Raw genomic sequence first — 13,312 nt, 5'->3', positions numbered from 1 at the left:
CCGCCGGGTTACGGCCAGTAGGCGTGCCCGGCGGTGACCATCGCATCCTGCGCTCGTTCTCCAACCGTGGAGCAGCAGCAGGCGACAGCCAACCTCTCCGGCGAATCCCCCACCGTCATCGACGTCGAGCAGGCCGAGGCCGCTCTCGTCGAGCACTATCCGCGCCTGGTGCGGCTCGCCTATCTGGTGCTGCCGCCCGGCGCGGGGCGCGCGCGCCGGGTGCTGGCGGCGCACGCGCTCGCCCAGCGCGCGCTCCCTCGCAACCGGGCGAACGGCGACGAAGCTCAGGCCGGGGCCGGCACCGGGCCGGGACTGCCCGGGCAGCGCGGGCCCGAGGGCACGGCGGTCGACAGCGGGTACGCCCTCGTACGGTTGCGGGTGTTGCGCGGCGCGCTGCGGGCCGCGCGGCGGCGGCGCGGCCCGCTGGCGCCGGCGCTGCCCCGGGTGTGGGGGCTGCGGCTGGTCCCGCGCCCGGGCGGGGCCGATGAGCTCGCCCTGGACAAGGCGCTGTCGGAGCTGTCGGGCCCCGGCCGCGCCGCGTATGTGCTGCGCGAGCTGGAGCGGATGGGCGACCGCGAGGTGCGCGAGGTGCTGAAGGCCGCCGGGGTCATCGACCCGCGGGGCGCGCTCATCGAGGCGGACGCGGTGGACGACCCGGCGGGCAGCCGGGACGGGGCGCTGCTGGAGTCCCCCGAGTTCGACCCCTGCTCGCTGCAGGCCCGGCCCACCGATCTGCTGCGCCGCCGCCAGCACGTACGGGCCGCGCTCGCCGCCGCCGCGGCACTGGTGGTGTGCGGCACGCTGCTCGGCCTGCCCGGTGAGGGCTGGGGCCCCAGCGGCGCCGCCGCGCCCTCGTACGCGCGGAACCCGTCCTCGGAGCGGGCGCTGGACCCGGCGGAGCTGATCCGCGCCGCGCCCGACGCGTGGCGCACCGCCACCCGCGCCGACTTCTCGTCCTGGCCCGCGCGCGGCGACCGTACGGACGACACACCGCTGCTGCGCCGCGCGCTGGCCGTGTGGGCGCGGCCGGGCCGCTCGGTGCGCGTGTCGGCCACGCCCGGCACCCAGTCGGGCCCGCCGCCGGGGCCGCCGCAGCTGCTGTACGCGGGCGAGGTGGACCAGGTGGCGGTGGTGCTGCTGTACGACGGGCTGCGGGTGGTGCGGTACGCGGAGACGGGCCGGGGCGACGGCGGCGCGGTGGCGCTGGACTTCGCGCGGGCCGACGCCGCCGACGCGGCCTCCTCGACCGGGCTGGTCGCCACCCGCACGGACGGCAACGTCCGCTATCTGACCGCCCCTTGGGTGCGCCACCCGCTGGTGCGGGACCTGGTGCGGCCCGACGAGGCGCCGCAGCCGCTGGGTCTCGCCGCGGACGGGGTGACCGACCCGGTGCGGGCGGGCGGCGCGGGCCTGGTGCGCGGTCCGGGGCAAACGCCCGGCTGTGAGAGCTGGACGGCGCTGCGGCTGGGCTCCCGCCTGGTGACGGACCTGGGCGAGATCGTCCCGGTCCGGCTGACGTACGGCGCCCCCGGCGGGCGGGGGGAGGGCGGCGGCCGGCGGGACGTGGCGGGCGCGGAGGCCCGGGCGGCCTGGGCGCACACCGCCTGCCGTCTGCCGCTGCTGCACTCGCGGGGGGTGCGCGAGGTCAACGCCTGGCGGTTCGCGGCGCAGCGGCTGCCCGAGGGCGGCGGCGCGGCGGACTGGGTGTGCACCCGCGCGGAGACCTGGCGGGGCGCGGGCGACCGGGTGCTGGCCCAGTTCCAGCCCCCGGCCAGGGACCCGGGCGCCCCGGCCGCCGTCGTCGCGAGCGCGGACGGCTCCCCGGCCTGCGGGCCGCGTGCGCCGCGCGTGCTGGCGGGCGCACTGTGGAAGTCGCGCACCGGGCGGTGGTATCTGCTGGCGGCGGGCAGCGGCCAGGTGACCTCCGTCGCGGCGCGCGGGGACGTCCGGGGCACGGCGGCGGGACGGCTGCTGGCGCTGCCCGCCGAGGCCGGCGACCAGGCCCGGCTGAGCGGCCGGCTGGCGGGCGGCGGACGGCTGACGGCGCTGCGCTGAGCCCGGCTCCGTTCAGGTCGGCTCGACTCAGCGCGGTGACGCGGCGCGCAGCAGCCGGAGTTGGCCGATCTCGGCGGCGTTCTTCATGAGTTCGGAGTTCACCCAGCCGAGCATGTGGGCGACGGTGTGCTCGGGGTCGTGTCGCCAGGGGAAGGGCGCGACGGCCTCCAGCTCGGCGTCGGTGAGCTTGTCCAGCACCGCCAGCCAGTCCGCGCGCAGCCCGCGCAGCCACTCGATGGCCGCCTTCCCGTCGCCCGGCCAGGTGATCTCGGTGCGGTCCCGGGGCGTTTGGCCCCGTGTGTGGTCGAGGGTCACACTCCACCACCAGCCGATGTGCCAGCTCAGCCAGGCGATCGTGGGGACGGGCACCGGATCGGGTTCGGTGTCGGCCCAGTCGGGCACCCAGGTGCCGTCGGGCTGCTGACGCACGGTCCAGCAGTGGGCCGCGGGCTCCCACAGGAAGTCCTCGGGCTCCAGCCGCTCCAGGTGGTACTCGAACAGCGACCAGGTCAGCTCGAACTGCCGGCGCGCCAGATCACAGGGGGATGTATCCATCCGGCGATCCTGACATGCCGTCATCCGTTCCCCAAACCGATTTTCCGGGGCGAACGGGCCCTGAATGCCGTTCCTTATCCGGAGTACAGCGGAACTGATCCAGAGAACGCGTTTGAGCACTGGATTTCGCGTTGCCGCGTGTGGAAGGCTCGCCGGCGTCCATGAAATTCCGAAATCGAATGTGGTACGGCAGGATATCTCGTGCGGATAACGACTTCGATCGCCGCCGGCGCCGTCACGGTGCTGGCACTCACCCTGACCGGCTGCGGCGGCGACGACGGCGGCGGAAAGACGGCGGCGCCCGCCAAGGACGACAAGGGCGCCAGTCGGTCCGAGGACACGGCCAAGCCCTCGCCTTCCGGCACCGGAGCGTCGGGCGACATGAAGTCCTCCAGCCCGACGGCCACCCCGAGCAGGACCCCCAGCAGGACCGCCACCCCGGCCCCCAGCCGCAGCACCACCAGCGCCCCCACCAAGGCCCCGGTCCCGCGCCGCACGACCGCCGCCCCGCCCACCGCTCCCAGCCAGTTGTCGAGGGTCCAGGGCACCTGGTACTACCCGATGCGGGACGCGAACGGGAACCTGATCACCTTGAGGATCAGCGGTACGTCCATGTCCGCGAGCGGTAACAAGGGGACCTGCTCCGGGACCATCAGCGCCTCCATGGCCACCTCCTTCACCTGCGGGGGCGAGACCACGAGCGGCACGGCCCAGCTCAGCGACGGCGGCCAGACCATCACCTTCAACTGGAGCAGCGGCAACCCCGACCGGTTCGTCCGCGCCAAGCCCGCGTAACGGCGAAGGAGCCGCACATCCGCCGGTGTGCGGCTCCACTTCAGGCAACGGGGATCAGCCGCAGCTCCGCGCGCCCACGTGCAGGGCCACCGCCGTGTTCGCGCCGAGGGTCGCGGTGAACCGGCCGGAGGAGTCGACCGTGACGCCCTTGCCGCTCTGCACATCGCAGTAGGCGCCCGCGGGCAGCGAGGTCTGGAAGGTCCGGGTCAGCGAGGTGCCCTCGTGGTTGATGGCGACGTACGCCGCCTCACCGCGCCCGAAGGCGATGGCGTTGTTGCCGTTGTCCCACCAGTTGGTGACGGCCGTGCCGCGCGCCGTATTGCGGAAGGCGACCATTTTGATGATCTCGGGCCATTTGTGCTGGCATTTCCAGCCGTCCTGCCAGCAGGCGTTGACCGTTCCTCCGTTCGGCGGCCCGGCGTCGTTGTCGGAGAACTCATAGCCGGAGTGGACGTCCGGGGAGCCGTACGGCCAGGCCAGCATGAAGACATTGGCGAGGGTGTAGTCGGCGTTGTCCTTGTAGGACAGGGTGGAGCCGTTGCGCTCGGTGTCCCAGTTGTCGACGAAGACACCGGATTTGCCCGAGGCCATATAGCCCCAGCCCTCGCCGAAATTGTTGAGGTAGGCCAGTTTCTCGCTGGTGAAGACGCGCTTGAGGTCGCGGCCGTAGCGGAATTCCTGCACATCGCCGTTGCCCAGGTACTCCGTCGGTGAGACGGCCTCGCCCGCCCCGTGGATGGCCTCCTGCTTCCAGTAGACGTTCGGGTTGCTCAGCCTGCTCTTGATCGCGGCCAGGTCCTCGGCCGCCATGTGCTTGGCGGCGTCGATCCGGAAGCCGTCCACGCCGAGCGAGAGCAGGTCGTTCAGGTACTGGGCGATCCGGTCGCGCACATACGACTCGCCGGTGTCCAGGTCCGCCAGGCCCACCAGCTCGCACCGCTGCACGTTCCAGCGGTCCTGGTAGTTGCTGATCTGCGCGGTGCAGTCGTCCATGTCCTGCGGCTGGTAGATGCCGGGATAGGTGTACTTGGTGTACGAGGAGCCGCCGGTGCCCGTGCCCGATCCGGCGGACATGTGGTTGATGACGGCGTCGGCGACGACCTTCACACCCGCCGCATGGCAGGTGTCGATCATGTTCTTGAACGCGGCGCGGTCACCGAGCCGTCCGGCGATCTTGTAGCTGACGGGCTGGTACGAGGTCCACCACTGGCCGCCCTGGATGTGCTCGGTCGCCGGGGACACCTCGACATAGCCGTAACCGGCCGGTCCCAGCGTGCCGGCGCACTCCTTGGCCACCGAGTCGTAACGCCACTCGAAGAGTTCGGCGGTGACGTCCTTGTCGCCGGGCGGCGCGGCCTGCGCCTGCCCCGGCAGGGCTATCAGCATCGCCGCGCCCGCCGCGAGGGCGAGGGCGGCCGCGAGGGGTCTGCTGGCCATCGTTCCTCCTGCTTGTGGGGGGGACTGCTGGTTGTGGGGGGATTGCAGAAGACGATCGAGGCTCGGTCGGGGTCAGGACTTGGTCGCGCCGGCGGTGAGCCCGGCGACCAGGTGGCGCTGGGCCCAGGAGAACACCAGCGTCGCGGGGACGGCGATCAGGACGGCGGCCGCGGTCATGGAGCCCCAGTCCGAGGTGTACTGGTTGACGAAGGTCTGCAGCCCGGCGGAGAGGGTCAGGTTCTCCTCCCCCGTCATGAACGCGGAGGCGTACGCGACCTCGGCCCAGGCCGTGATGAAGGTGTAGAACGCGGTCACCGCGAGGCCCGGCTTGGCCAGCGGCACCACAAGACGCCAGAAGGTGCCGAAGGGGTTGAGCCCGTCGACCCGGCCGGACTCGTCGATCTCCACCGGGATGGTGTCGAAGAAGCCCTTCATCATCCAGGCGCAGAACGGCACGGCGACGGTGAGGTAGGTGACGATGAGGGCGATCGGCTGGTTGAGCCAGCCCAGCGTCGACATGATGTTGTAGAGCGGGACGATGAGGATGGCCACCGGGAACATCTGGGTGATCAGCAGCAGCCACATCAGCGGGCGCATCCCCGGGAAGCGGAAGCGGCTGACGGCGTATCCGGTGGTGGCCGCCACGAACACGCCGAGCAGCGTGGTGATCAGCACGATGAACAGCGAGTTGCCGAACCAGGTGAGGAACTTCGTGTCGGCGAGGACGTGGTGGTAGTTGTCCAGCGTCGGGTTCCGCACCACATTCGTGGAGAACGCCTCGCTCTTGGGCTTGAAGGAGGTCACCAGCAGCCACAGCGGAGGGAAGACCGCGACGGCGGAGGCGACGATGAGGGTCGCGTGCAGCCCGACCGAGGCCAGCGGGGAACGTCGTTGGTCGCGCATGGTCACCACACCTCTCCCTGCCTGCGGAGTGCGCGGCGGTAGACCGCCGCGAAGAGCATGAGGATCAGCAGGATGAGCACGCCCCATGCCGAGGCGCCCGCGAAGTCGCGCGGGCTGTCGACGAACGAGAGCCGGTAGGCGTAGGTCACCAGGATCTCGGTGCTGTCGCCCGGTCCGCCGCGGGTGAGCAGGAAGATCACCGGGAACATGTTGAAGGTCCAGATGGTCGACAGCAGCACCACCGTGGAGCTGACCGAGCGCAGCCCGGGCAGGGTGATGTGGCGGAACCGCTGCCAGGGCCCGGCCCCGTCCATCTCGGCGGCCTCGTACAGCTCGCCCGGGATGGACTGCAGTCCGCCGAGCAGCGCGACCAGCATGAACGGCACCCCGAGCCAGATGTTCACGGCGATCACCGAGATCTTGGCCATGGTGGGGTCGTTCAGCCAGGGCACGGCGTCGATGCCGCCGCCGTCCAGGATCTTGTTGAGGATGCCGTTCCGCTCGTTGTAGAGCAGGCGCCAGGCGAAGACGGAGACGAAGGCGGGCACGGCCCAGGGCAGGATCAGCAGCGACCTGTAGAGGGTGCGGCCGGCGAATCGGCGGTTGAGGATGACGGCCAGGCCGAGGCCGATGGCGAAGGTGAGGGCGACACAGCAGGCGGTCCAGGTCACGGTCCAGATGAGCCGGTCCCAGAAGACCTGGTCCTTGAGGATCGCGGTGAAGTTGTCCAGGCCGACGAAGTCGTACGTCGCGGGGATGTGGTTCATCCCGATGGTGCGCTCGACGTTCGCCTCGTTGGCGTCGGTGAGCGACAGATAGAGGCCGCGCGCCAGCGGATAGCCGATGATCAGGCCGATCACCAGCACGACGGGTGCGACCATGGCCCAGGCGTACCAGTGGCGGCCCAGCGCGTTGCGGATACGGCCCGGGGGCCGCTTGCCCACCCTGTCCTTCTCGCCGGGCCTGTGGGGTGTGGCGGTCTCGCGGACCCGGCCACGGGCGCCCTCCGCGCCCGCGGCCGATCCTGCCGACTGCCCGGTCTCGACAGCCATCGTCGTGGGCCTCTACTTCCAGTCGCCCTTGAGGAGCTTGCGGTACGCGTCGCCGACCGCCTTGGCCGCCTTCTCGGGCGAGGTCTTGCCGGTCACCACGTTCGGGAACTGGACCAGGATCGCCTGGAAGAGGCTGTTGCCCTCGGGGATCCAGGGGCGCTCGACGGCCTTGTCCACGGCCGACTTGAAGAACTTGACGTTGGCGTTGGCCGCGACGGCCTTGTCGGCGTAGACCGAGGTGCGGGTCGGCAGCAGGCTCAGCTTCTCGGTGGTCTTGGCCTGGACCTCGGCCGAGCTCATGTACTTGACGAAGGCGTAGGAGGCGTCCAGGTTCTTGGACCCGGCGTAGACGGTGAGGTTCTGGCCGCCCTGCGGGGAGCCCTGGGCCTTGCTGCCGGCCGGGACGGGGACCACGCCGAGGTTGGACTTGTCGTCCTTGAACGCCTTGCCGGCCAGGGTGTCCTCGATCGCCCACGGCCCGTTGATCGTCATCGCGACGTCGCCGTTCTTGATGGCGTTCTGCATGTTGTCCCAGCCGTCGGTGGCGTCGGTGACCGCCGCGCCGGACTCGACCAGGTCACGGGCGGTGGCGAAGGCCTTGACGCCGGCCTCGTCGTCGACGGTGACCTTCTTGGCGCCGGTGTCCAGGAGATCGCCGCCCTCGCCGTAGATGAAGGGCAGGTACCAGTAGGCGTCGTCGCCGCGCAGATACAGGCCGGTCTTGCCGGTCTTCTGCTTGATCTTCTTCGCGGCCGCCTTGAGCTCGGTCCAGCTGGTCGGCGGCTCAACCCCGGCCTCCTTCAGCAGCTTCTTGTTGTAGAAGAGGCCGAGGGTGTCGATGACCTGCGGTACGGCGTAGGTCTTGCCCTTGAACCTGGTGCCGGCGGCGGCCTTGGGCAGATAGTCCGACTCCTTGTCGAGGGCGGCGGTGCCGTCCAGCGGGGCCAGATAGCCGATGTTGGCGAGGTCCTGGGTCCAGGCGACCTCGGCGCGCAGCACGTCCGGGGCGCCGGAGCCGCCGCTGCCCGCGGCGTTCTTGAAGTTGTTCAGCGCCTGGCCGAACGGCACGCTGACGTAGTTGACCTTGACCTTCGGGTACTTCTTGCTGAAGTCCTCGGCAAGTTGCTTGTACGTGCCCTTCTCGGCTTCGTTCGAGGTGTCCCAGTAGGTCACGGTGCCGGAGATCTCCCCGGCCGACTTGTTGCCGCTGCTGCCGCCGTCGTCACCGCCGCACCCGGTCGCCGCGAGCGCGATCGCCGCGACGAGCGCAGTGGCCGCTATGCCACGTCGCATCTGAACTCCTCCAAAGCCGGCCGCGTCATCGCGGCGCCGAGTTGCCGAGGAACGTAACAGGGATGCAAACCCATCGAAAGACCTTGCGGCAAATTTCTGAAAGCAACCGGGATCGTTACCTCCACGTGTCTCTCCAGTGGCCGCCCGGGCGCTTGACACATGCGCCGGAGTGCCCCGGCGAGCGCCCCAGAGCCGCCCTGAGCCGCGCCGAGCCGCCCCAACGGGCGTTGCAAGCCTCTGCAAGCCCTTCCGCAAGGCATTGCAGAGCTGTTACGTTCACCGGCATGACCCAGGAGCTCACCACCTCCCCCCAGACCGAGACCGCGCAGCCGGCCGACGGCGCCGGCTGGTGGCGCGACGCCGTCATCTACCAGGTGTACGTGCGGTCCTTCGCCGACAGCGACGGCGACGGCATCGGGGACCTGCGCGGCGCCCGGGAGCGGCTGCCGCACCTGGCCCGACTGGGCGTGGACGCGGTCTGGCTGACCCCGTTCTTCGCCTCGCCGCAGGCCGACGGCGGCTACGACGTGGCCGACTACCGCGCGGTCGACCCGCTGTTCGGCACCCTCTCCGACGCCGACGACCTGGTGCGCACCGCCCATGAGCTGGGCCTCAAGGTGATCGTGGACATCGTTCCGAACCACACCTCCGATCAGCACGTGTGGTTCCAGGAAGCGCTCGCGGACCGGCCTCGGGGGGCGGCCCGCGAGCGCTACCACTTCCACCCCGGCCGGGGTGCGCACGGCGAGCTGCCCCCCAACGACTGGGAGTCGGTCTTCGGCGGCCCCGCCTGGACCCGCACCACCGGCCCCGACGGCACCCCCGGCGAGTGGTATCTGCACCTCTTCGCGCCCGAGCAGCCCGACCTCAACTGGGAGTGCCCGGAGGTCGCCGAGGAGTTCGCGTCCGTCCTGCGGTTCTGGCTGGACCTGGGCGTGGACGGCTTCCGCATCGATGTCGCACACGGCATGGTCAAGGCCGCGGGCCTGCCCGACATCGGCCGCACCGAGCAGGCCAAGCTGATCGGCGCGCAGGTGCTGCCGTTCTTCGACCAGGACGGGGTGCACGAGATCCACCGCTCCTGGCGGCGGCTGCTGGACTCCTACAGCCGGACCCACGGCGGCCCGGCGCGGATCGGCGTCGCCGAGGCCTGGGCCCCCACCTCGGAGCGGCTGGCCCTGTACGTGCGCCCCGACGAGCTGCACCAGGCCTTCAACTTCCAGTTCCTCAGGTGCCCGTGGGACGCGGCGGCGATGCGCGAGGTGATCGACGACTCGCTGGCCGCGACCGCCTCCGTGGGCGCCCCCACCACCTGGGTGCTCTCCAACCACGACGTGGTCAGGCACCCCACCCGCTACGCCGAGGACAGCCCCGCCCAGGGCCTGCGCCGGGCCAGGGCCGCCGCCCTGCTGATGCTGGCGCTGCCCGGCTCGACGTACATCTACCAGGGCGAGGAGCTGGGGCTGCCGGAGGTCACGGACCTGCCGGACGACTGCCGCCAGGACCCGGCCTTCTTCCGCACCTTCCAGGAGAGCGGTCAGGACGGCTTCCGGGACGGCTGCCGGGTGCCCATCCCCTGGTCGCGCGACGGGGAGTCGTACGGATTCGGCCCCGGCGGCAGCTGGCTGCCGCAGCCCGCCGGCTGGCGGGAGCTGTCGGTCGAGGCCCAGACCGGCGCCCCGGACTCCACGCTGGAGCTGTACCGCGCGGCGCTCGCGCTGCGCAAGGAGGCGCCCGGCCTCGGTGACACCCCGATGGAGTGGCTGGACGCGCCCGAGGGGGTGCTCGCGCTGTCCCGCCCGGGGTTCGTCTGCACCCTCAACACCCTCGGGGAGGCGGTGGAGCTGCCCGTACCAGGGCGCGCCCTGCTGTCCTCGGCCCCGCTGGACTACGGGGCCGGCACGGTACGCATTCCCGCCGATTCCTGCGCGTGGTGGGCAATCTGACATGCGACCGGTACAGTCCAGCCCCATGACCGCACGGCTCGCTGACATCGCGGCCCAGGCGGGGGTCAGCGAAGCCACCGTCAGCCGCGTCCTGAACGGCAAGCCCGGCGTGGCGGCGGCCACCCGCGAATCCGTCCTGGCCGCGCTCGACGTACTCGGATACGAGCGGCCGGTGCGGCTGCGGCAGCGCAGCGCTGGGCTGGTGGGCCTGATCACCCCCGAGCTGGAGAACCCGATCTTCCCCGCGCTCGCCCAGGTGATCGGGCAGGCCCTGACCCGCCAGGGCTACACCCCGGTGCTGGCCACCCAGACCCCGGGCGGCTCGACCGAGGACGAGCTGACCGAGATGCTGGTGGACCGCGGGGTGGCGGGGATCATCTTCGTCTCCGGGCTGCACGCGGACACCAGCGCCGATATGCAGCGCTACGACCAGCTGCGCGGCCAGGGCGTCCCGTTCGTCCTGGTCGACGGCTACTCCCCCAAGGTGCGGGCGACCTTCATCTCCCCCGACGACCGGGCGGCGATGCTGCTGGCGGTGACCCACCTGGCCTCCCTCGGACACACCCGGATCGGGCTGGCGCTCGGCCCGAAGCGGTTCGTCCCCGTACTGCGGAAGATCGAGGGCTTCCAGCGCGCGATGCACGAGCAGCTGGGGATCGGGCCCGAGAAGTCCGAGGAGCTGATCCAGCACTCGCTCTACACGCTGGAGGGCGGCCAGGCGGCGGCCGGCGCGCTGATCGAGCGCGGCTGCACGGCGGTGGTGTGCGCGAGCGACATGATGGCGCTCGGCGCCATACGGGCGGCCCGGCAGCAGGGCCTGGCCGTGCCGCGGGACATCTCGGTGGTCGGCTTCGACGACTCGACGCTGATCGCCTTCACGGACCCGCCGCTGACCACCATCCGCAAGCCCGTGCAGTCGATGGGCCAGGCCGCGGTGCGGGCCCTGCTGGAGGAGATCGGCGGCACCCCGGCGCCGCCCAGCGAGTTCGTCTTCCTCCCGGAGCTGGTGGTCCGCGGCTCCACGGCCTCGGCCCACGGGGCGGGGGCGCGAGGCGGGGGGACATAACCGGGCGTACACCGGAGTACGTCACATGCGGGGCGGGCCGGAGTAGGACATAAGACGCCAAGACCGGCCCGGAGGACGATCTGCCACTGGGCCGCTTCTGGCAGACTGTTGCCCTATGGGTGAAGCGACTGTGAGGACTCTGGCAAGCCGGACGGCCACTCCGTCACCCATCGCGGGGAGCCGGGCGGAGAGCGGCCCGCGCCCGGCGCGGCCCCGTGCGCTCATGGACCGGCTGCGCACCCCCCGCAGACCCCGGCTCTGGTTCGAGATCCTGCTCGTCGCCGTCAGCTACTGGACCTACTCCCTGATCCGCAATGCCGTCCCGGAGCAGCGGCACGAGGCGCTGCGCAACGCCGGCTGGATCTGGGAGTGGGAGCACCAGCTCGGCATGGCCTTCGAACGCGGCGTCAACCACGCCTTCGATTCGGTCGGCTGGCTGATCGTAGGAATGAACTACTACTACGCCACGCTGCACTTCATCGTGACCCTCGGCGTGCTGGTGTGGCTCTACCGCTGGCACCCGGGCCGCTACGCCGCCACCCGGCTGGTGCTCTTCGCGACCACCGGCGTCGCGCTGCTGGGCTACTACTTCTTCCCGCTGGCCCCGCCCCGGCTGATGACCGGCGGACACTTCATCGACACCGTCGTGGCGCACCGCACCTGGGGGTCGATGGCGTCCGGGAACCTGGCCAATATGTCCAACCAGTACGCGGCGATGCCGTCGATGCACATCGGCTGGTCGCTGTGGTGCGGCGTCACCATCGCCGTCCTGGCCCGCCCGGTGTGGGTGAAGGCGCTGGGGCTGCTGTACCCGACGGCCACGCTGGTGGTGATCGTGGCGACCGCCAACCACTTCTGGATGGACGCCCTGGGCGGCGTCATCTGTCTGTCGTTCGGCTTCACCCTGTCGCGGCTGTGGTACGGCAGGCTCTCCTACCGGCTGCCGAGGCAGGTGGCGGCGGAACGGGCGGAGGCCGAGCCGGAGGCGGGGCTGAAGGCGGCGTGAGCGCGGGAGCCCCGGCGGCCTGACCGCGAGGGCCGGGACGTCTTGTCCGTGGCTGTCAAGGCGGCTTGATCGCACCCGCCCGAGCCGCCATTCTGGCTCAGCATTCAAGGGGCTCGATCACCGGCTCGACCATCGCGCGGGGGCGGCGGTCCGCGCCGCGCGCGTACCTGTGCGCGTGACTGTGGGGCACTGCCGCGGGCCCGAGGACACGAAAGGGACACCCGCACGTGCACACCGCCGACGCCACGCCAGCCACACCCGCGTCATCCTTCCGGCTGCCACGGCCCCGCTCGGGCTCCGCGCCCCGTCCGGACTCCGCCGGGCCGCGCTTCCGGCTGGTGGCCACCGACCTCGACGGCACACTGCTGCGCAGCGACCTGACCGTCTCGGCCCGTACCCGCGCGGCGCTCGCCCTCGCGGGCCGCGCCGGGGCGCACCACCTGGTCGTCACCGGCCGACCCGCCGCCTCCAGCCGGGAGTTCCTGGTCGCCATCGGCTATCGGGGGCTCGCGGTGTGCGGTCAGGGCGCGCAGCTGTACGACGCCTCGGCGGACCGGCTGCTGGTCTCCGCGGCGCTGGACCTGGACCTGGCGCGGGCGGTGGTCAAGCGCACCGAGGAGGAGTTGGGCGGGCGACCGCTGGAGCTGGCGGTGGTCACCGCCGCGCCCGAGAACCGCTTTGTGATCACGCCGCGCTTCACCGACCGGGTACGGCCCGACTGGGGGCTGGTGGGCAGCCGGGAGGAGCTGTGGGCGCAGCCGATCGAGAAGGTGCTGATGCGCCACCGCGAGGTGCCCGACGGCCGGGTCGCGGCGGCCGCGGCGCTGGCGGGCGGGGGCGAGGTGTCGGTGACGCACTCCGAGAAGGGCATGATCGAGGTGCTGCCTGCGGGGGTGGACAAGGCCGTGGGGCTGGGCCGGGCGGCGGAGCGCATGGGCTTCTCGCCCGAGGACACGATCGCCTTCGGCGACATGCCGAACGACATCCCGATGCTGGAATGGGCCGGGTACGGGGTGGCGATGGGCAACGCGCACCCGGGTCTGATCGCCGTCGCGGACGAGGTGGCGCCGGACCATGACGAGGACGGGGTGGCGGCGGTCCTGGAGCGGCTGTACGGCCGCCCCTGAGGAGGCACCCTTGACTGACCCTCCACAACTAAACAGAATTTCTAAAGTGCACCCTGAACCCCGTCGCCCCGAGCCCC

Annotated in this window: 10 protein-coding genes and 1 pseudogene; 6 read left to right on the top strand and 5 right to left on the bottom strand. The window is 71.5% G+C overall.

From position 1 onward, the window contains the following. Window positions 1-66 precede the first annotated feature (66 nt). On the top strand, window positions 67-2,055 hold the full coding sequence (locus ACFZDL_RS11135) for a hypothetical protein (RefSeq protein ID WP_353594504.1): 1,989 nt from the start codon (window positions 67-69) through the stop codon (window positions 2,053-2,055). Between the two features lie 27 nt (window positions 2,056-2,082). On the opposite strand, the gene ACFZDL_RS11130 is transcribed toward ACFZDL_RS11135, so the two are convergent. Next, window positions 2,083-2,610: a DinB family protein gene (locus tag ACFZDL_RS11130; protein ID WP_353594505.1), complete on the bottom strand. Its 528-nt coding sequence runs from the start codon at window positions 2,608-2,610 to the stop codon at window positions 2,083-2,085. A gap of 201 nt (window positions 2,611-2,811) precedes the next feature. Here ACFZDL_RS11130 and ACFZDL_RS11125 point away from each other — a divergent pair, with 201 nt between their 5' ends. Then, window positions 2,812-3,405: a hypothetical protein gene (locus tag ACFZDL_RS11125; RefSeq protein WP_353594506.1), complete on the top strand. Its 594-nt coding sequence runs from the start codon at window positions 2,812-2,814 to the stop codon at window positions 3,403-3,405. A 57-nt stretch (window positions 3,406-3,462) separates the two neighbouring features. Here the strand turns inward: ACFZDL_RS11125 and ACFZDL_RS11120 are convergent. The 4 genes and pseudogenes from ACFZDL_RS11120 to ACFZDL_RS11105 form a co-directional block, all read right to left on the bottom strand. Further along, window positions 3,463-4,842: pseudogene (locus tag ACFZDL_RS11120) on the bottom strand (alpha-amylase family protein); the annotation flags it as partial. A gap of 72 nt (window positions 4,843-4,914) precedes the next feature. Further along, complete coding sequence (locus ACFZDL_RS11115) at window positions 4,915-5,745, bottom strand: carbohydrate ABC transporter permease (RefSeq protein ID WP_353594507.1); 831 nt, start codon at window positions 5,743-5,745, stop codon at window positions 4,915-4,917. A 2-nt stretch (window positions 5,746-5,747) separates the two neighbouring features. Continuing rightward, window positions 5,748-6,797: a sugar ABC transporter permease gene (locus tag ACFZDL_RS11110; RefSeq protein ID WP_353594508.1), complete on the bottom strand. Its 1,050-nt coding sequence runs from the start codon at window positions 6,795-6,797 to the stop codon at window positions 5,748-5,750. Window positions 6,798-6,809: 12 nt separating this feature from the next. Next, window positions 6,810-8,090 (bottom strand): extracellular solute-binding protein, encoded by a 1,281-nt coding sequence (locus ACFZDL_RS11105; protein WP_353594509.1) that lies wholly within the window; start codon window positions 8,088-8,090, stop codon window positions 6,810-6,812. Window positions 8,091-8,374: 284 nt separating this feature from the next. Here ACFZDL_RS11105 and ACFZDL_RS11100 point away from each other — a divergent pair, with 284 nt between their 5' ends. The 4 genes from ACFZDL_RS11100 (at window position 8,375) to ACFZDL_RS11085 (ending at window position 13,235) form a co-directional block, all read left to right on the top strand. Next, the gene (locus ACFZDL_RS11100; RefSeq protein ID WP_353594510.1) at window positions 8,375-10,036 is read left to right on the top strand and encodes a glycoside hydrolase family 13 protein; all 1,662 of its coding nucleotides are present in this window, start codon (window positions 8,375-8,377) and stop codon (window positions 10,034-10,036) included. Window positions 10,037-10,061: 25 nt separating this feature from the next. Next, on the top strand, window positions 10,062-11,102 hold the full coding sequence (locus tag ACFZDL_RS11095) for a LacI family DNA-binding transcriptional regulator (RefSeq protein ID WP_353594512.1): 1,041 nt from the start codon (window positions 10,062-10,064) through the stop codon (window positions 11,100-11,102). A 115-nt stretch (window positions 11,103-11,217) separates the two neighbouring features. After that, a complete protein-coding gene (locus tag ACFZDL_RS11090; RefSeq protein WP_353594514.1) occupies window positions 11,218-12,108 on the top strand; it encodes a phosphatase PAP2 family protein in 891 nt (296 codons plus the stop codon). A gap of 227 nt (window positions 12,109-12,335) precedes the next feature. Then, window positions 12,336-13,235 (top strand): HAD-IIB family hydrolase, encoded by a 900-nt coding sequence (locus ACFZDL_RS11085; RefSeq protein WP_353594515.1) that lies wholly within the window; start codon window positions 12,336-12,338, stop codon window positions 13,233-13,235. The last annotated feature ends 77 nt before the right edge of the window (window positions 13,236-13,312 follow it).

Source organism: Streptomyces sp. NPDC007917, from assembly GCF_042959105.1.
Classification (GTDB): Bacteria; Actinomycetota; Actinomycetes; order Streptomycetales; family Streptomycetaceae; genus Streptomyces.
The sequence above is the reverse complement of the archived record's forward strand: the minus strand, read 5'-3'. Positions and strand labels throughout refer to the sequence as shown.

Bases quoted from the DNA above. Each gene is read 5' to 3' on its own strand.
- ACFZDL_RS11130 (WP_353594505.1), bottom strand. From the start codon at position 2,610: ATGGATACATCCCCCTGTGATCTGGCGCGCCGGCAGTTCGAGCTGACC.
- ACFZDL_RS11115 (WP_353594507.1), bottom strand. From the start codon at position 5,745: ATGCGCGACCAACGACGTTCCCCGCTGGCCTCGGTCGGGCTGCACGCG.
- ACFZDL_RS11110 (WP_353594508.1), bottom strand. From the start codon at position 6,797: ATGGCTGTCGAGACCGGGCAGTCGGCAGGATCGGCCGCGGGCGCGGAG.
- ACFZDL_RS11105 (WP_353594509.1), bottom strand. From the start codon at position 8,090: ATGCGACGTGGCATAGCGGCCACTGCGCTCGTCGCGGCGATCGCGCTC.
- ACFZDL_RS11100 (WP_353594510.1), top strand. From the start codon at position 8,375: ATGACCCAGGAGCTCACCACCTCCCCCCAGACCGAGACCGCGCAGCCG.
- ACFZDL_RS11095 (WP_353594512.1), top strand. From the start codon at position 10,062: ATGACCGCACGGCTCGCTGACATCGCGGCCCAGGCGGGGGTCAGCGAA.
- ACFZDL_RS11090 (WP_353594514.1), top strand. From the start codon at position 11,218: ATGGGTGAAGCGACTGTGAGGACTCTGGCAAGCCGGACGGCCACTCCG.